This window comes from Caballeronia sp. LZ043 (genome assembly GCF_031451075.1).
Classification (GTDB): Bacteria; Pseudomonadota; Gammaproteobacteria; order Burkholderiales; family Burkholderiaceae; genus Caballeronia.
Window position 1 is genome coordinate 499,690 of the sequence record NZ_JARUXT010000004.1, and the last position, 18,811, is coordinate 518,500.

At 61.2% G+C, this 18,811-nt stretch carries 16 protein-coding genes; 13 read left to right on the forward strand and 3 right to left on the reverse strand.

Annotated elements, in window-relative coordinates:
• Positions 1–47: 47 nt before the first annotated feature.
• Positions 48–1,157, reverse strand: a complete 1,110-nt coding sequence (locus QCE64_RS29765; RefSeq protein WP_309934579.1) for an ABC transporter ATP-binding protein — start codon at positions 1,155–1,157, stop codon at positions 48–50.
• A gap of 198 nt (positions 1,158–1,355) precedes the next feature.
• Here QCE64_RS29765 and QCE64_RS29770 point away from each other — a divergent pair, with 198 nt between their 5' ends.
• From QCE64_RS29770 to QCE64_RS29825, 12 genes are all read left to right on the forward strand, one after another.
• Positions 1,356–2,852 (forward strand): PLP-dependent aminotransferase family protein, encoded by a 1,497-nt coding sequence (locus QCE64_RS29770; protein WP_309925990.1) that lies wholly within the window; start codon positions 1,356–1,358, stop codon positions 2,850–2,852.
• Positions 2,853–3,271: 419 nt separating this feature from the next.
• Positions 3,272–3,823, forward strand: a complete 552-nt coding sequence (locus tag QCE64_RS29775) for a fimbrial protein (protein ID WP_309925992.1) — start codon at positions 3,272–3,274, stop codon at positions 3,821–3,823.
• Positions 3,824–3,934: 111 nt separating this feature from the next.
• Entirely contained in the window at positions 3,935–4,675 is a 741-nt protein-coding gene (locus QCE64_RS29780; protein WP_309925994.1) for a fimbria/pilus periplasmic chaperone, read from the forward strand.
• A gap of 109 nt (positions 4,676–4,784) precedes the next feature.
• On the forward strand, positions 4,785–7,442 hold the full coding sequence (locus QCE64_RS29785; RefSeq protein WP_310007757.1) for a fimbria/pilus outer membrane usher protein: 2,658 nt from the start codon (positions 4,785–4,787) through the stop codon (positions 7,440–7,442).
• Between the two features lie 34 nt (positions 7,443–7,476).
• A complete protein-coding gene (locus QCE64_RS29790; RefSeq protein WP_309925996.1) occupies positions 7,477–8,589 on the forward strand; it encodes a fimbrial protein in 1,113 nt (370 codons plus the stop codon).
• A gap of 76 nt (positions 8,590–8,665) precedes the next feature.
• On the forward strand, positions 8,666–9,178 hold the full coding sequence (locus tag QCE64_RS29795) for a fimbrial protein (RefSeq protein WP_309925998.1): 513 nt from the start codon (positions 8,666–8,668) through the stop codon (positions 9,176–9,178).
• Between the two features lie 185 nt (positions 9,179–9,363).
• Entirely contained in the window at positions 9,364–9,519 is a 156-nt protein-coding gene (locus QCE64_RS29800) for a hypothetical protein (protein ID WP_309925999.1), read from the forward strand.
• A 541-nt stretch (positions 9,520–10,060) separates the two neighbouring features.
• Positions 10,061–10,195 carry a hypothetical protein gene (locus tag QCE64_RS29805; protein ID WP_309926000.1) on the forward strand — a complete coding sequence of 45 codons (135 nt, stop codon included), beginning with the start codon at positions 10,061–10,063 and terminating at the stop codon, positions 10,193–10,195.
• Positions 10,196–10,742: 547 nt separating this feature from the next.
• Positions 10,743–11,678 carry a hypothetical protein gene (locus QCE64_RS29810; RefSeq protein ID WP_310007759.1) on the forward strand — a complete coding sequence of 312 codons (936 nt, stop codon included), beginning with the start codon at positions 10,743–10,745 and terminating at the stop codon, positions 11,676–11,678.
• 77 nt (positions 11,679–11,755) lie between these two features.
• Positions 11,756–12,988: an HlyD family efflux transporter periplasmic adaptor subunit gene (locus QCE64_RS29815; RefSeq protein ID WP_309926002.1), complete on the forward strand. Its 1,233-nt coding sequence runs from the start codon at positions 11,756–11,758 to the stop codon at positions 12,986–12,988.
• A 2-nt stretch (positions 12,989–12,990) separates the two neighbouring features.
• A complete protein-coding gene (locus QCE64_RS29820) occupies positions 12,991–15,099 on the forward strand; it encodes a peptidase domain-containing ABC transporter (protein ID WP_309926003.1) in 2,109 nt (702 codons plus the stop codon).
• A complete protein-coding gene (locus QCE64_RS29825; protein ID WP_310007761.1) occupies positions 15,092–16,414 on the forward strand; it encodes a TolC family protein in 1,323 nt (440 codons plus the stop codon). Before QCE64_RS29820 ends, QCE64_RS29825 begins: the two co-directional genes overlap by 8 nt.
• A 7-nt stretch (positions 16,415–16,421) precedes the next feature.
• On the opposite strand, the gene QCE64_RS29830 is transcribed toward QCE64_RS29825, so the two are convergent.
• Positions 16,422–17,003 (reverse strand): TetR/AcrR family transcriptional regulator, encoded by a 582-nt coding sequence (locus QCE64_RS29830; RefSeq protein WP_309934591.1) that lies wholly within the window; start codon positions 17,001–17,003, stop codon positions 16,422–16,424.
• A gap of 120 nt (positions 17,004–17,123) precedes the next feature.
• Between QCE64_RS29830 and QCE64_RS29835 the strand changes: the two genes are divergently transcribed.
• Positions 17,124–17,591 carry a nuclear transport factor 2 family protein gene (locus QCE64_RS29835; RefSeq protein WP_309819779.1) on the forward strand — a complete coding sequence of 156 codons (468 nt, stop codon included), beginning with the start codon at positions 17,124–17,126 and terminating at the stop codon, positions 17,589–17,591.
• Positions 17,592–17,607: 16 nt separating this feature from the next.
• Here QCE64_RS29835 and QCE64_RS29840 read toward each other — a convergent pair whose 3' ends face one another.
• A complete protein-coding gene (locus tag QCE64_RS29840; RefSeq protein WP_309926007.1) occupies positions 17,608–18,630 on the reverse strand; it encodes a transporter in 1,023 nt (340 codons plus the stop codon).
• Positions 18,631–18,811 lie beyond the last annotated feature (181 nt).

Consider the following 18,811-nt stretch of genomic DNA (forward strand, 5'->3'; position numbering starts at 1 on the left):
TTATCGATGGACTTGCGGTTGGACGGCACAACGTGTGGCTGGAAAGTTCAGGCGAACACGCGCAGATGCTCGGGCGCGAATTCGAGCGCGACGGGCGCGCCGGGCGTGAATGCGTCGAGCGCGGCGGTGCCGAGCGGCACCTTGACGAAGCATTCGTCCTGCTCGCGCACGCCGCAGCGCATGCGCACGTGGTCGCCGAAATAGATCAGGCTGCGCGCCTCGCCGGACAGCGCGTTGCTGTAGCCGTTCGCGTGGCTATTGCCATTGCCTTTGCCGTGCGTGAGGGTCATGCGCTCGGGCCGGATGCACGCGACGGCTGGCGCGCCCGGCTTGGCGTTCGCGATGTTCAGGCCGGAGAGGCGGGTGCCGTCGGCGAGGCGGATGGCGCAGTAGTCGCCTTGAGCCTGTTCGATGGTGCCGCGCAGCCGGTTGCTGTCGCCGATGAAGTTGGCGACGAACTCGTTGCACGGCGCTTCATAAAGATGATCGACGGTGTCGAGCTGCTGGACGATGCCCTTGTCGAACACCGCGACGCGGTCCGACATCGTGAGCGCCTCGCCCTGGTCGTGCGTGACATAGACGAAGGTGACGCCGAGTTTCTCGTGCAGCGCCTTCAGTTCGATCTGCATGTGCTCGCGCAATTGCTTGTCGAGCGCGCCGAGCGGCTCGTCCATCAATACGAGCTTGGGTTCGAACACGAGCGCGCGCGCCAGTGCGATGCGCTGCTGCTGACCGCCGGAGAGCTGCGCCGGATAGCGCTTCGCGAAACTCTCCATGCGCACCATCCTGAGTGCGTTGTCGACGCGATGCGCGCGTTCTTCGGCGGACATCCTGCGCACCGACAGCGGATAGTCGACGTTCTGCTGGACCGAGAGATGAGGAAACAGCGCGTAGTTCTGAAACACCATGCCGATGTCGCGCTTGTGCGGCGGCACTTTGTTGAGCAGCTTGCCGTCGAGCCAGATCTCGCCGCCGGTCGGAAACTCGAAGCCCGCGAGCATCATCAGACAGGTGGTCTTGCCGGAGCCGGACGGACCGAGCAGCGTGAGGAATTCGCCCTGGTAGATGTCGAGATCGAGCGACTTGACGACGAGCGTCTCGCCGTCGTAAGTCTTCCTCACCCCGCGAAAGCTGACGATCACCTGATCGGATTTCATCGTCGTGTCTCCCTTCGGAAATTCTGGTGGCTTCCTTATCCGCCGGGCATACGGAGATACCCGGAAATTTTTTCTCTTGCTTCGGATAACTATAGCCCGGCACGGTTCTACAATGGGGAGCCATTTCAATATTCAGAATGGAACCACTTGAGGCGGCTTGCGCGTCGGCGGTGAGGCAAAAAAAGAGGAGAGAGGCGCATGGACACCATCATCCTGGCCGACTGGCTGAGCGCGCGGCTCGACCGCTCGGCTGCCGAGCCGATGTATCGCCAGATGCTCGAGCTGATGCAGCAGGCCATCCTGACGAGCCAGCTCGCGCCCGGCACCAAGCTGCCGAGTTCGCGCACGCTGGCGATCGATCTCGGCATCGCGCGCAATACCGTGCTGCACGTCTACGACCAGCTGACGGCCGAAGGCTACGTGAGCTCGGCGACCGGCAGCGGCACCTATGTCGCCGACACCGCGCCGCGCGACGGCGCGGCCAGCCCGCCGCGTCCGGACGAGGCCAAGCCGCCCAGCGCCATCTCGCGCCGTGGCGAGCGGCTGATCGCACAGGCAGGCGTGTCGCCGAAGCAGTGGGGCGCGTTCATGCCGGGCGTGCCGGACGTCGCGGAGTTTCCGGCGCGCACCTGGAGCCGCCTGCAGGCAAAGCTCTGGAAGCGTCCAAGTCCCGATCTGCTCACCTATGCGCCTGGCGGCGGCTACCGGCCGCTGCGCCGCGCGTTGTCGGACTACCTGCGGGTCGCGCGCTCGGTGAAGTGCCAGCCCGACCAGATCATCATCACGACGGGGATTCATCAGTCGATCGACCTCGCCGTGCGCCTGCTCACCGATTTCGGCGATCGCGCATGGGTCGAGGAACCGTGCTACTGGGGCGTGCGCAGCGTGCTGCAGTCATCGGGGCTGACGCTCGCACCGGTCCCTGTCGACGCGGAAGGGCTCAATCCTGGCGCGCGCGACATGGCCGATCCGCCGAGGGTCGCGCTGGTGACGCCTTCGCATCAATATCCGCTCGGCATGGTGATGACGCTGGCGCGGCGTCGCGCGCTGCTGGAGTTCGCGCGTCAGCACAAGGTGTGGATCATCGAGGACGACTACGACAGCGAGTTCCGCTACGGCAGCCGGCCGTTGTCCTCGCTGCAGGGACTCGACGAGTCCGGCCAGGTCATCTACGTCGGCAGCCTGGGGAAGATGCTGTATCCCGGCTTGCGGATGGGCTATATGGTCGTGCCGGACGATCTCGTCGATTCCTTCCGCACCGGCGTGGCCGAGTTGTATCGCGAAGGGCAGCTGATGCAGCAGGCGGTGCTGACCGAATTCATCCTGGACGGCCATCTCACTTCACACGTGCGGCGCATGCGCGGGCTATACGGCGAACGGCGCGAGTTGCTGATCAATGCGATTCGCGCCCGCTTCGGCGATGCACTGCCGGTGCGCGGCGACGAAGCCGGACTGCACTTCGTGCTCGAGCTACCGCGCCATGCCGATGACCGGGTCATCGCCGCCGAGGCGCTCGCCGCGGGCGTGGTGACGCGTCCGCTCGTCAACTACTACCTGAAGCAGGACGAGGCGCTGCGCGGCCTGATGCTGGGCTATGCCTGCGTGCCCAACGCAGAGATCGCGCCCAACTTTGCGCGTCTCGCGGATGTGATCGAGCGCGCACTGGCGCCGGCGGCGATGGCTTTCGGTCGCTGAGTGAGTCGGAACAAACGCATGCTTTCTCGCATGCAATAAGAATAGACCGATGCAGCCTATCAAGCGATACAGACGAATCGGCAGCGGGTTAAGAGAGTTATCGGACAACTGGCTGTTGATTTTCACTCGTCTTGCATAAGACTTATCCTGTAATGGCGATCTCTCTTGCTGCGGAATCAAATAGTAGGAAAGATCGGGTAACAAAAATCGATCGGATATTGCATCATTCGTTCCGCGTTTCATGCTTTTGTACTCGTTACTTGGTCATCCGAATCAACTTAGGAGAAATCTGGGACGAGTGGCATTGAAATCGCGACCCCGGGGTTAAGGTGTGGGTAATGATAGATCACCACCTGGTCTATTAGAAAACGACGACACTGGAAACACCAGATGTTAATAATCGATTGGAGTAATAGGAAATGAAGAAGATTGCTGTCTCTGCGCTTGTCGCTGGTATTTTGGGTACGGCCGCCGCGGGCGCATTTGCCGATGCAGGCACGATCCAGTTCAACGGTGAACTGATTGCCGGAACGTGCGACACCGATGTCAACGGCGGCGGTTCGGCCGACGGCACGGTTGCGCTGCCGAAGGTTCAGACGCGCGACCTGACGGGCGCTTCCGGCAAGATCACCGCTGGCGACACCAGCTACAAGATCGCGCTGAAGAACTGCACGCCGGTGTCGGGTCACTCGAAGGCGGCGGTGTTCTATCAGGCAGGCGCAACGGTTGATCCGGTCGACGGTCGCCTGATCGTGCAGCCGGGTGGTGCAGAGAACGTCAAGCTCGAACTGTTGAACCAGGACGGCACGCAGATCAAGGTGGGTTACGCAAGCGACCTGCAGAACTCGAAGCCGGTGGACATTTCCTCGGGCCAGGCCACGCTGTATTACATCGCACGCTACTACGCCACCGGCCAGACCACGGCAGGCGCGGCCAACTCGTCCGTCGTGTACAGCATCGACTACCAGTAAATCGGTTTTCCTGAAGACGGACCGGCTTATCTGACGGTTCGCCGAAAGGCGGGCGGGCTTGGTTGCCCGCCTGTTTGTAATCAGCTTGAGGTTAGGTGTTGCATCGTCACCATGAAACTGGCAAAGAAACTGGCAAGAATCGCGACTTCATTTGTTGTGGTGTGGGGATTTTCTGTCTGCGCGCATGCTTCGGTGGTCATCGCGGGTACGCGGGTCGTTTATAACCAGAGCGAACCCGAAGTCACGGTCAAGCTCACGAATAATGGCAAGGTTCCGGGCCTCGTGAAGGTCTGGCTCGACAAGGGCGACCCGGATGCCCAGCCGGATACCATCGAGGTGCCGTTCACCATTACGCCTCCGCTGATGCGGATCGACCCCACCAAGTCGCAGACCCTGCGCATCATGTTTGCCGGTGAGCCATTGCCTGCAAACAAAGAGTCAATCTTTTATTTGAATGTTCTGGAAGTTCCGCCCAAAGCCACGGGCGAGGCAGCCTCCGCGAATCAATTGCAGCTGGCTTTCCGCACGCGCATCAAGTTCTTCTATCGCCCTTCCGCACTCCAGAAGCAGCCTGTCGATGCTGCGGGACAGGTCGTGTGGCATCTGAAGCAGGACCACGGGAAGACGATGATCGAGGCGTCGAATCCCACGGAGTATCACGTTTCGTTCGACAGCGTCTCGTACTCGGACGGCACGCGTACTGCGTCTTTCATTGATGGCGGCATGGTTGCGCCCGGCGAGACAAAGGACTTTCCGCTTAAAGGTGATGTGCCGAGTTCCGGCAAGGTCGCCTGGACTGTCATCAATGATTACGGCGGACCGCAGCATGGCGAATCGCGGCTGGCGCCCTGAGCGTTTTATTCAACGAATTTCTCCAATGACTTCCCGGCAAGAGGTTGGGCGCCGGGGTGGTCCTTCACGTCTGAATCCGTAGCAAAGCGTAGCGTGCTGGAACGAAGGCATGCGCGGATTTCCGTCCAGCCTTTTGTTCGAAGTACCTATCCCTATGCAATTCGGAAGAACTCAAATGTTCGGTCTGTCGAAAAGACCGATCAGCGTGGTGACGCTACAGGCAATTGCCGCGATGGGTGTCAGTGCCCAGGCGCTGGCGGATGAATCGATGAAACTCTCGCAGGTCGAATTCAATGACCAGTTTCTCGATTCGGGCAGCGGCGAGAAAGTCGATATTTCCCGATTCAACAAGGGCCAGCAAGTCCTTCCCGGTACCTACCGGGCCGAGACGTTCGTCAACGACATGTGGCGCGGAAAGTTCGACGTCGATATCCGCGAAATCGGACCGGCTTCGGGCGAAGTCCGGCCGTGCTTCAACAGCGATTTGCTGGAGCGGATCGGCGTGGATCTCAGGAAGCTCTCGCCCGAGTCGGCTGCAAAGCTCGCCGCGGCGGAGGGCGGCGCCGAGGGTGCCGCCGGAAAGGGCGCGTGTTTCGCGCTGTCGGACCTGATTCCGAGCGCGTTCGCGTCGTTCGACGGCGGCGAGCAGCGGCTGGATGTCAGCATTCCGCAAATCGTGATGTTCAGCCGTGCACGCGGTTACGTGGACCCGAAGTATTGGGACAACGGCATTCCCGCTGCCACGCTCCAGTACAACGCGAACGCCTACCACAGCACGGCCGGCGGCTTCACGAACGATTCACAGTATCTCGGCGTGACGGGAGGCCTGAACGCAGGGGCGTGGCGGTTCCGCTACCAGGGCAACCTGAACAGCTCCAGCTCGGCGGGCACGCATTATCAGACGGTGCAGACCTACGCGCAGCGCGGGTTCAGCGACATCAAGAGCCAGCTCACGCTCGGCGACACCTTCACGGATGGCGCCCTGTTCGACAGCTATGGCGTGCGCGGTGTCACGCTGGGAACCGACGACCGCATGTACCCCGAGTCGCAGCGCGGCTATGCGCCGATCGTGCGCGGCATCGCGAACAGCAATGCGCGCGTGCAGGTGCGGCAGGGCGGCAACATCATTTACGAAACCACGGTCGCGCCTGGCGCATTCGAACTGACCGATCTGTATCCCACGGGCTACGGCGGCAATCTCGATGTGATCGTGACCGAGGCCGACGGGACGCAGCACACGTCTACCGTGCCCTATGCAGCGGCGGTCAACGCACTGCGGCCGGGGATCACGCGTTATAGCGCCACCATCGGCCAGTATCGCGATGCATCGCTCGACATTCATCCGTTCGTTTCGCAAATGACGGTGCAGCATGGCATCAGCAACCTGCTGACGCTTTATGGCGGCTTCACGGGCGCCGATCAATACTTTGCCGGCATGATGGGCGCCGCGATCAATACGCGGATCGGCGCCTTCGGTTTCGACGCGACTCACGCGACCGCGAGTTTCAAGCGGGTCGGCACGCACAACGGCATGAGCTTCCGGCTGAGCTACAGCCAGCTGCTTCAGCCGACCAATACGAATATTGCGATCGCGGCTTATCGCTATTCGACGAACGGCTTCTATAGCCTGTCGGACGCGATGGTCATGCGGCAGCTATACGAGACCGGCAATCCCGACCAGATGACGGCGCGGCAGAAGTCGCGCATGCAGTTCACGGTCAATCAGGCGCTGGGATCCAATGGCCGGTATGGCTCGGCCTATGCCATCGGCTCCATTGCCAACTACTGGAATCGTTCGGGGCAGGATACGCAGCTTCAGATCGGCTATTCGAACAGCTGGAAGCGGATCACGTATGGCGCGTCGTTCGTGCGGCAATTCGTCGTCAACACGAACAAGTGGGATAACCGCGTGATGTTCAACGTGATGATTCCGCTGGGCCTGGGCGCACGCGCGCCGGTCTCGTCGACCAACTTCCAGTATGACTCGGCGAATCGCGCCTACAGCATGCAGGAGTCGGTCAACGGAACCCTGGGCACCGACGGCGCTTTGTCATACGGCGTCAATGCCAATTACAGCGATGGCGGCAATGCCGGCTCGAGCGCCACCACCGTCGGCGGCAACCTGGGCTACGTGGCGCCGTTCGCGCAAATGACCTTGAACGGCAGCACGGGGCGCAACTATTCGCAAGTCGGCGCGGGGGTGTCGGGTGGCGTGGTGGCCTGGAAGGGCGGCGTCGCGTTCACGCCGAACATGGCGGAAACCATCGGCATTGTCGAAGCGAAGGACGCAGCCGGCGCGCGTGTCGCGAGCGGCGCGGGGCTGCGCGTCGATCCGTGGGGGCATGCGGTCGTCTCGGGCATGCAGCCGTACTCGAACAACGATGTCGAAATCGACCCGAAGGGCCTGCCGATCAACGTCATGCTGAAATCGACGGTGCAGCGTTCGGCGCCCACTGCGGGCGCGGTGGTGGCATTGAAGTTCGACACGGAAGATACCGGCCGCGCGGCAGTGATGCACGTCACCCAGCCGGATGGCAAGCCGCTTCCGTTCGGCTCGCAAGTGTTCGACGACAAGGGCGACAACGTTGGTGTGGTGGCGCAGGGAAGTCGAATTATTGCGACTGGTCTGAAGATAGACGAGGGCAGGATGCATGTCAAATGGGGTGACTCGCCGAATCAGACGTGCGCGGTGCGTTATCAATTGCCGCCGATGCAAAAGAACAAGCAGCCAGCTTCACTGGCCATTTCCGATGGCGTCTGCGGATAAGTCTGGCGCGCTCCAATTCAACGAAGGACAGAACATGAGAGTGATGGGAAGAGCGGTGCGGGCGTGGATCCGTTGTGTGTTGTATTGCGTTGGCGTGTTGGCTATTTCGCCCGGGCATGTGTGGGCAACCGCGTCGTGCCATTCGAATCCGCCTTGGCTCTATACGCTGAATTTTCCGGCCAGAGTGGCGGTGGCGCGGGATCTGCCGAACGGATCACCGTTGACGGGGTGGGTGTCCACTCCATTAACTACGAATTACTGGACGTGCAATCAGTCGGAAAGCTGGTTCACGGGAACCGACTTCGAAGCGGCGGGAATTATCCCCACTACGCCGACGTCGTACACCCGCTCTTATAACGGCGTCTCTTTTCCCGTCTATGCGACAAATGTACCAGGCGTGGGGATGGCCTTGGGCGGCGTGATCTATACCAACGGCCGAACACGTGGGCCGTTTGGCTTTCCGCAACTGGGTTATCAATGGAATCAGAACGGCACCGCCGTAAACAATGGTGGGCAATTGATCGGGTCGCTGGTCAAGATCGGAAGTGTCACGCCCGGAACAGTGAGCGGCCAACTCGCGCAGGCATTCTCGTGGGAGTCCGCACTGAAGACGCAACCCCCTGGAAACCTGGATTTTTCCGCGGGGGTCATCAATTTCGACATGACGCCGGTCATCATCACCGTTCTGACCTGCCAGACGCCTGATGTCAATGTGGATATGGGTACGCAAACACCGGCCGACTTCCCGGGACTTGGCGCTCCATCAAGCAAGTCGAGATCATTCAACCTGGCCTTCAACAATTGTCCCGCGGGCGTGGCGGACAGCACCGATCCAGCCAGCCTTTCCGGATTGATCCATAGCGTTCAATACAGGATTGATCCCATCTCGCCCGACCGCCTGGTGTCCGGGTACAGCAATGTCGTGGCGCTGGACAGCGGAACGTCGCAGGCAGGCGGTGTAGGCATTCAGTTGTACGACAGCACGGGCGCGGTTCTTCCACTGGCGACCTACATGCCGCTGAATGGTTTCGACGGAACCAAGGCGAACAGTTATAGCCTTTCAATGAAGGCTAGTTATTTCCGTATTGGCGCAATCAGTCCGGGTACGGCAAACGCGACACTGTTGATGACCGTGCAGTATCAGTAACCTGGTCACGCAGTGAACATGGGATGTTCGTCGCGAGGGCGGCGGGCGAGGCTTTTATCGAGGAGGTTTTATCAAGATGCACAAGACAAGATCCATCATCGCAGGTGCGATGATGCTATGTTCGGCATCCACATGGGCGGCCGACGCTACACTTAACTTCACCGGGAAGATCATTCTTCCCACCTGTACGGTGAATGCGGCGTACGTCAATCAGACGATCGATCTGGGAACAGTGAAGATCACTGACTTTACTGGCACCACTCAGAATCCCACGGCGTTTCAGATCAATCTTGAGAGTTGTGTAGCAGGCACCAACGTCGCCATGACGGTCAACGGAACGTCGGATACGGTTACCAGCGTTCTCAAGAACACGGGCGACGCCGGAAAGGTGGGCGTGCAGCTGCTCAAGGCGAGTACGGTTGGGGACACCACGGGAACCGCTATCACACTGGGCAGTGCAATGACGCTCGGCCTTGTGGACGCAACCAATAAGATGACCATCCCGATGGTTGCACAATTCTACAAACTGGGGGCACTGACAGCCGGAACCGTGGCTGCAACTGCAACGGTGAACTTCACTTACAACTGATCGTTCAGCAGATTTAAGAAAACGGAGGATTGATCAGCCTCCTGAGATGTCGTTAGACTCAATTGTCGGTGAGAAACAAGTACTGACTTTGAGTCATTGATCGGGATCGAGCACGACGCGGCCATCCTTGATGCATGGACCGAGCGCTCGAACAACTACGGGTTTTTTTAAAAAAGAGTTCAAAAATGGAAAAGATTAACCGTGAAGATCTGGCTAATGTGAATTTTGCCGGAGGTGCAAGCAGTTCGAGCATCAGTTCATCATTGACTAATATTACGATCAACGCGAGTATCTCGAAGGGAAATGGTAAAACTGGCGCATTCTCTATTTCGGTAACCTGAGAGATAGTGAGTGCGCGCGTCGGGGCCGTTAATCAGGGGGTAGAAAACCCACCTCGATAGTACCCTGGACAAGTAACCAGGTAATTGTTTTTTCAAGGCTGATTTCATGTCTGCATGAAATCAGCCTTTTTAATTTGGCGCCATGATACCGCGCTCCACAATCATGACGCGGCGTCTTCAAGCTTTGGCGGAACGACCCGGAATCTGGAGGGCGCCAGCCATGAACGACTATGGCCGCAAGCGTCAAACAGCTAAAGGCCGCGTAGAGGGATAGAAAAGCTAGTCAAAGCATCATGAGGGGCCGTAAATAAGAGCCGGATTAATCAATAAATCCGTGCGATGGATTATAGGAGTTGGATTAATATTTGCGTCCTGATTTAATTTTAAGGCGACATTTTTGTAACTTTATATCGATGCATAACCGTTATCCGGTTGGAAACCTATAATTCAATCACCGGCGATAAGGTTGGTTTGAAGCAGTCGTACCGACAAACGCATGCCTTTATCTCCGGTGCTTACTTTTTTTATTAGAGGTTTTTAAATGCAGAAGATTGACCGCAACGCACTCATCAAGTCGCAAATCGCAGGTGGTACGGCGAAGGGCGGCGGCGGGGGCTCGAGCTCCAGCTCGGCATCGTATTCGACCACGAACGTGAATATCACGCTGTCGATGTAAGTCAGCAAGGCGCGTCGCAATCCGTTCACCGGACCAAGGCGCGTTCAATTTCAGTCTGTCCATGTCATTCGAAGGAGAAACAAAATGCAAAAAATCGCACGCAAAGAGCTCGACCTGTCGAACGTCGCCGGCGGCTGCAAGGCTAGCCAGTCACGCGCTGCCGCAACCAACGTCACGTACGTCACCGTTCGCGTGGGTTAAGTCACGCCCGACACCGCTCGCCGGTGTCAGCTGACGCTGTATCAAGCGCGCACTGCGGGGTTTGCCGGCGAGCAGGGCGCGCTCTACGAGAAATCGCATCACTGTTCAATAGAGGAAACCAAAATGCAAAAAATCGCACGCAACGAGCTGAACCTGTCGGACGTGGCTGGCGGCTGCAAGGCCAGCCGGTCGCAAGCCGCGGCAACCAACGTCACGTATGTCACGGTCTATCTGAAGAAGTGAGCCGCTAACCGGCCTACGCCGGTCGGTACAGGAAGAAGCTCGATAAGAAAGCGGACCTTCCGGGGTCCGTTTTCTTGTGAATCGTGTTACGGGGCAAATTCACATGGCTACGGTTAACTTTTTGGTTCGACACTCTCTGGCGCGCGCAAGGCATTCGTTGCGTCGTGCGGTGGTCGGTCGGATTCCCGCGGCCTGGCTTGAACCTGTGGCCAAAACGGCCTGGACGCTGCACAGCCTGTTCAATTCCGAGGTCCACGCCAGCGGCAGGATTCGCGCGGAGATCGGAAGGGACGTACTCGGCTTGCCTGAGTCCCAGGCGCAGCGCGCAGTCTCTGGCGCCAAGCTGGAAAACTTCGTCGATCAACGTCTTCATTTCGGTCGCCAGCTCAAACGGCAGGAAGTCTGGCCAGATCTGGACGCCATCGCTTGCGAACTGGCGCAACGCGTCGAAACCTTGCGACGCGAAGCGCCCGAGAAGCCCGTGTTCCTCTCGCCTTTCCACTATGTCTCCCAATACGCCAACATCGCGGTGGTCGAGCGCGTGGGGCAACTGCTCGGGCTCGAGTCCATGGCGGTGGTATCGGGCGTCATCCAAAATCAATACGGCGACGATCACGCCCTCATCCCGGGCATCAAGGTGCTGTACACCTACGGAGACGCGCATCGCAACAACCTCGGCGTGCGCGTGGCGCGCTCACTGAAGCGCGATGGCGTCGCGGTCCTGTTCGCCGACGTGCCGCCTTTCACCATGCATCGTTATCCCATGCAGACCGCGCGCGTCACGATGTTCGGCAAGGATGCGCGGGTTCATAACGGCATCTTCCGGCTGGGGGAAACTTTCGGCGCGCGCATGGTGCCCTTCTACCTGCGTTTCGCGCGCGGACGTTTCAGTCTCCGTGCATTCGAGCCGCTGGACCTCACCGTGTCCACCGCGCCTCAGACGCTCGCGGACTACATCGAAACCGCATTACTCGAAAACTACGAGCAGTGGCTGCCGGCGGGCTATCCGGCCATGTACGCGTTCGCGCCTGCCCACTGACGCAGCCGGCCACTCCAACAATACGTGCGCAGGCCAACGCCGCGCACTCAACACGCGCACCGCAGGCTCAATCCTCCATGCAACCAACTGATCTTCCTCACTTCAGGGACGTGCCCTGGCGCTGGATTGCGTATGCCACTTCGGCTTTCACGATCGTCGCGGTGACCTTTTCGTTCCTGCATCAGATTGAACTCAAGCAGGACGTATCGGGCGAAATCATGTCGCCTTCCGAAGTCAAGATTCAAGGCTTGTCGGGGCTCGTCTCTTCCATCTATGTGCGTCCGTCGCAAGAGGTGGTGCCGGGCACGCCGCTGTTCCGCCTGCAACGCGACTTCTCGCTGAGCACCGACGGCCTGCGCCGCCAGGTCTTCGATCAGCAGATGCGCGAGGCGCAGATCGCCGCCATCGACGCCCAGTACAGCGAACGCCGCGCGCAACTGAATGCGCAGCGCGCGGCATCGCGGACCACGGAAGCGAGCCGCCGTGCAGAACTGGCCGCGCTCGATGCCCAGATCTCTCAGACCAGCCAGCTGGTCGGCGAGTATCAGCAGCGTCTGACGCGGCTCAATTCGGTGGCGGAGTACGTGACCGCCGACAAGGTCGAGCAAGCCCGCGCCGACGTGCATCAGGGCAAGGCGAGCGTGTCGCAGATCGTGGCGCGGCGTCAGCAGCTCAATGGCGAGATCGGCGCCGCGCGCAGCGCGCAGGCCGATCTCGCCGCGCAACTGGGCGAGCTCGACGCGCGCCGCGCACGCGACATCCAGGACGTACAGGCCCGCTACGAGCAGCAGCGCCAGGACGCGACGGTGTCCGCGCCGAAGGGCGGCGTGGTGACGTTCTCGGGACTGGTGGCGGGACGCATGTTGTCGACGAGCGATGTCGCGCTGGTCATCGCGACCAAGGAGGGCGGGCCGCTGCGTGTCGCGCTGAGCATTCCGTCGCGGCGTCGCGGCTTCGTGCGCGAAGGTCAGCTCGTGCGGCTCAAGTTCGACGCCTTTCCCTACGCCAAGTTCGGCACCTACGAGGCGCGCATCGATTCCATTTCGGGAACCACCGTGCTGCCCGCGAGCCCGCCCAGCAACCAGGGCACGCCGGGCACGCCCGACCCGGAGCAGACCGCCGGCTCGAAAGGCTCGGACAGCGAAGGCGACTATCTCGCGTGGGCCACGCTGCGCGGCAATACCTTCGACTTCGAAGGTCAGCATTTCGCGATTCTTCCCGGCATGCGCGCGACCGCGAGCATCGTCGTGGAGCGCAGAAGCATTGCCGAATGGGTGTTGGCGCCACTGTTTCGAATGTTGAGGGGATGAACGTGCGAGTGATCTATCAGAATGAAGTAGCCGAATGCGGCTACGCGTGCCTGGCGATGGTGCTGTCGCATCTCGGCCGCGCGACGGAAGTGCGCGAGCTGTCCGCCTACAAGCCCATCTCCGCGAACGGCCTGAGCTTGATGGACCTGTACGACGTGGCCGTGGACTTTGGCCTGGCGGTGCAGGCGTATCGCTTCGACCCGTCGCATCTTTCCGAAGTCAAGAAAGGCTCGATCCTGCACTTCGGCGGCGCGCACTTCGTCGTGTTCGAGAAGGTGAGCCGCGGCTATATCAGCATCCTCGATCCGGCCACCGGCCGCCGGCGCGTGTCGATGGATACCTTCCGCTCAGCCATTTCCGGCTTCCTGCTCGAGTTCTCGCCCACACCCGAGATGCCGCGCATCCGCGCGAAGTCGCGCGTGCCGGCAGCGTTGAAGCGCGTGCGCGCCTTCAGTCCGCAACTGAAGCGGCAGACGGCCAAGGTGCTGTTCGTCGCGCTCGGCAGCCAGTTCGCCATTCTCTCGATGCCGTACTTCGGCAATCTCACGCTGGACCATGTCGTTGCGGCGGACAATCGCAACCTGCTGAACGTGCTCATCATGAGCTTCGCCAGCATCTTCCTGCTGGGCGCGCTGAGCGAGTACGTGCAGAAGTATCTGACCGAACTGCTCTATACCCTCACGCAGATCAACTCGACGGAAGGTGTCGTGCGTCATCTGCTGCGCAATCCGATGTCGTGGTTCGAGAAGCGTCACGTCGGCGATGTCTTCGCCCGCGTGAAGGCGCAGGATGAAATCAGCGCGTATGCCACGCGTTCGGCCATTACGCTGCACATCGATCTGGCGGTCGGCGTGCTGGCGCTCGTACTGATGCTGATCCAGAGCGCGCAGCTCACGTTCATTGCGCTGGCGGTGTTCGCGCTGTATGTGCTCATCGCGCTGAGCATGTACCCGGCAATGCGCGACACTCACGCGCTCGTGCTCGAAACCTCCGCGCGTTGCGACGATTCGCTGATCGAGACCATCCGCGCCGCGTCGCTGCTCAAGCTGGCTCAGGGGGAGACGCGCCGCACGGCCATTCACATGACGCTGTTCAAGGCCTATGCCTCGGCCCTGTTGCAGAGCAGCCGCCTGGCCTGCCGGCGCGACGGCTTTCTCAAGCTGGTCAATTATGCGGACACGCTCGTCATCACCTGGATGGCGGCGCGCCTCATGCTGGGCGGCAAGATTTCGGTCGGCGTGTTCTATTCGTTCCTGATCTACAAGTCGCTGATGTCGGAGCGGCTCGCGAGCGCCATCGGCGCAATGTTCCAGTACTTCATGCTGAGTGTGCCGACGGCGCGTGTCGACGACATCGTCGAATGCGAGAACGAGCGCTATACGCCGCTGCCCGATACGCAACGCGCAACGGAAGTGCGTCAGTTCGACTGCATCGACGTGCGCAACGTGACCTTCAAGTACGGCATTTCGGATCAGCCGGTATTGCGCGATGCGAGTTTCCGGATCAGCAAGGGCGACAAGATCGTCATCACCGGACCGTCCGGCAGCGGCAAGTCGACGCTGTTCAAGCTGTTGTCGGCGGCCGAGCCGCTGCAGGACGGGCAGATCGTGTTGAACGGCATCGCGTGGCCGAATCTCGCCGTCGATGAAATCCGCCGGCATCAGGCGCACATGCGGCAGGGCGACATCATCCTGCATGGTTCCATTGCCGACAACATCACACTGTTCGCAGGCCAGACGGACGAGGATCGCGTCCACGCGATACTCGACGACGTCGGTCTGCTGCCGGACGTCATGCGGCTGCCGATGCGCACACGCACGGTCATCAGCGACACCATCGCGAACATCTCGGCGGGGCAGCGTCAGCGTCTGCTGCTGGCGCGGGCGCTGTATCAGCAGCGCGAGGTGCTGCTGCTTGACGAACCCACCTCGAATCTCGATCCGGTGTCCGTACAGCATATCGCCACACTGCTGCGCAATCTCAATCGCACGGTGGTGGTGATCACGCATGACATGTCGCTCGCATCGTGGTTCGACATCCGCTATCGCTTCGAAGACGGCGCGCTGGTGCGCGAAGACGCCGGCGCTGAGCAGGAGGCCGCCTATGCTTAAGCGAGGCTTGGGCGCAACGGCGCTGCTCGTGCTGCTCGGAACCACCCATCTGGCGCAAGCCGACGATCTTTCCACGGTCGTGCAGCAAGCACTCGATTACGACGCGGAGCTGGGCCAGGCCCGCGCTGCCTACGAGGCCGCGAAGCTGTCGGTACCGATCGCACGCGCGGGCTTGTTGCCACAAATCACCGGCGGCTGGGGCCGCGCGTACAACCGTATCGACATGGATCCCTATCCGCGGCAGACCTACTGGCAGAGCGGCTGGATGGTCAACATCACGCAGCCGCTGTTCGACTGGAGCAAGTGGACGGCCTATCGGCAGGCGGATTACATCGTTGCGCAAGGGGCCGTCGATCTGGCCGCGGCGCAGCAGAAGTCCATCCTGCGCGCAGTGCGTGCCTACTTCGACGAACTCGCCGCGGAAGACGAAGTGAAGCGCTCGGGCGAGTATCTGAAGGCCATCGAGGCGCAGCGCGATCAGGTGCGCCGCAAGCGCGCGGCGGGCGAGGCGACGCTGATCGACGAACGCGAAATCGACGCCGCGCGTGAACAGGCGCAATTGCAGGCAATGGACGCGCAAGAGGAACTGGGCGTCAAGCGTCGCGCGGTGCAGCAGGCGACGGGACAGCCGTTCGTGGCGCTGACGCCGTTGCCCGCCGGCATGACTCCGCCGGGTCTCACGGAGGGGCAGGAAGCCTGGGCCGAGCAGGCGAAGACGAGCGCGTATGAAGTGCAGTCGAAAGAATTGGGCTGGAAGATCGCGCAATTCGATTCCGCGAAGGCGCGCGCGGCCGGCTATCCGGTGGTCAGCGTGACGGGCAGCTATACGCCGGCGGGCGCGGCGGGCGGCTATTCGCGTCCGACCACGACCACCGTCGGCATGTTGCAGGTGCAGGTTCCGCTGTTCTCGGGAGGCGAGATCCAGGCGCGGGTGAAGCAGTCGCTCGCGCAGCAGGACAAGGCGGAGCAGACCTTCAACGCGGCCTCGGTGCAGGCCGAAGCCGCCGCGCGCGATGACCACGCGCGCTATGTGCGTGAACGCATTCGCAGTGAATCGCTGACGCATCTCGTCTCGACGGCAGACGAGTCGCTGCAGGCGACGACGGTCGGCTTCAAGGTGGGCAGCCGCGCGAGCACGGACGTCCTGCGCGCCATCGACACGCTCTATACCGCGAAGCGCGACCTGTTGCGTTCACGTTATGAGGCGCTGGTTGCGTTCCTGCGGCTCAAGGCGGACGTGGCGACGCTGAGCATGGAAGACATCGATTCGATGAACGCGCTGTTGGGCGGCTCGCCCGAAGTGTCTTCCCGCTAAGACTGCTTCATTCCGCGCTGGTGCCGCGCTTCACCGCGCGCACCAGGCGCGCGAGCGCCTTCAACGCATCCGCGGGCGAGTCGGCGAACTGCGCGGCGACAATGGCGCCGTCCACTGCGAGGGCGAGCGCCTGCGCGTCGGCTTTGGCGGTGCGCGCGGCCGGCATGAGTGCGCGAATGGCGGACGTCATGTCGCGCTTGTGCCGTCGCGCGATCTCTACCGCCTGCGGCAACGTGCCGCCGATTTCCACCACCGAGTTGATGAACGCGCAGCCGCGATAGCTTTCAGCGCCGAACCATTCCGCCAGCGCCGGCACCAGAGCCGCCAGCGTGCCGCCGTGCCGTTGCAGCGCGTCCTTGAACCAGTTCATCCAGTTGTCGTGCCTGAACTCGAGGAACGCGACAATCAGATCGTCCTTGCTCGGAAAATAACGATAGAACGTCTTCTTCGCGACGCCTGATTCGGCGATCACGCGGTCGATGCCCGTGGCGCGAATGCCGTCGCGATAAAACAGATCATGCGCGGTCTGGAGAATGCGCGCATCGGGCGTGAGTTCCGGAAACTCGATCAGGGAGGCTGCCGTATTCATGCCGGCGATTGTAGACAGGTTCGTCTACCTGCGCTAGAGTGCGTCGGAGTAGACAGACTTGTCTACCAGGCGCGAATCTGTCAATTGTCTGCCGCTGTTCTGTTTACAGGAGGAATCGTCATGGAAAGCAAGCCGCCGTTCCCGCCGTTCGATGAAGAATCGGCCCGTCTGAAAGTGCGTCTCGCGGAAGATGCATGGAACACGCGTGAACCGGAGCGTGTGTCGCTCGCCTACAGCACGGATACACGCTGGCGCAATCGCGCCGAATTCGCGAACGGACGTGAGGAAGTGGTGGCGTTCCTGCGCCGCAAATGGGCGCGCGAGCTGGACTATCGCCTGATCAAGGAACTGTGGGCCTTCACGGGCAACCGCATCGCGGTGCGCTTTGCGTATGAATGGCACGACGATGCCAACAACTGGTATCGCAGCTACGGCAACGAGAACTGGGAATTCAACGAGCAGGGGCTGATGACGCATCGTCATGCGTCGATCAACGACCTGCCCATCAAGGAAGCGGACCGGAAATATCACTGGCCGCTGGGCCGTCGTCCCGACGAGCATCCGGGCCTGAGCGACCTGGGCTTCTGACGCGCCCTTGAGACGCTCAGCCGTTGCGGCGGCGCCGGAAGGCCCACCATCCCGCCAACGCGGTGAAACTCGCGACGATCACCACGAGCAGCCAGAAGCCGTGGTGATTCTCGGCGAGCGGAATGCCGCCGACATTCATGCCGAAGAAGCCCGCGACGATATTGATCGGCAGCGCCAGCACGGTCACGAGCGTCAGCGTGAACAGTGTGCGGTTGCTCTGTTCGTCCATGCGCGTGCCCACTTCCTCCTGCAGCAGCTTGATGCGCTCGACCAGACCCGCGAGATCGTTGAGCACGAGCGAAAACTCTTCGGTGGCGTCACGCAGGTCCTGAATGTCCTGGGCATGCAGCCAGCGCGGCGGCCGGGCAAGCAGCCGGAACACGGAGCCGGGTTCCGGCGCGAGCAGGCGTTGCAGCCGGACCAGCACGCGGCGCAGTCCACCGAGGTCGGTGCGCATCTCGGTGCCGCGCATCGACAGAAAGCGGTCTTCCAGTCCATCGACCTCGACGCTCGTGCGCCGCACGATCTGCACCAGCAGGTCGGCCTGATCGCGCAGCAGATGCGCCAGCAATTCGGCCGGCGAGCGGAAGACCTCGCCGCGCCTGACCGATTCGCGCAACGAGTCGACCGATCGCAACGGCTTGAGACGCGCGGTCACGATCAGCTTCTGGTGCGTATAAACCCACAATGTGGCGATCTCGGAAGGCGTCAGTTCGAAGTTGAACATCACGTCGTTGATGAGCGCGAACAGCGCGCCCTCGTGATGCTCGAGGCGCGTCGAGTGCGAGCCTTCGTGCAGCGTGTCGAAGAACGCGTCCGGCAAGTCGAGCCGGCCGCGCATCCAGCGTTCGCACGCACTGTTCGCCAGATCGAAATGCAGCCAGACGAACTCCTTGGTCGTGTCGTCGCGGGCGAGCCATGCGCTCGCGGCCTCTGCATCGATCGGTTCGCCGGGCTGATCGACGTGGAATCGAAAGCCGCAGACGAGGCCGGAGAAATCGGAGCCGTAAGGCGGTCTTTGCAGGGTAGCGGGATTCATGCGGGATTCGGTTGCGGTTCTGGGGCGATCTGCGTGTCTGCGACAGGCGCCGCGGCGGACGCCACGCAGTAGTGTGCCATCGGTCGCGCCCCGAATCGGGATCGTAACGCGTGACGACCGTGAAACGATCATGGTGAGTGCATCGGTACATGCAAATAATGACTGTCATATTGGCGGCGTA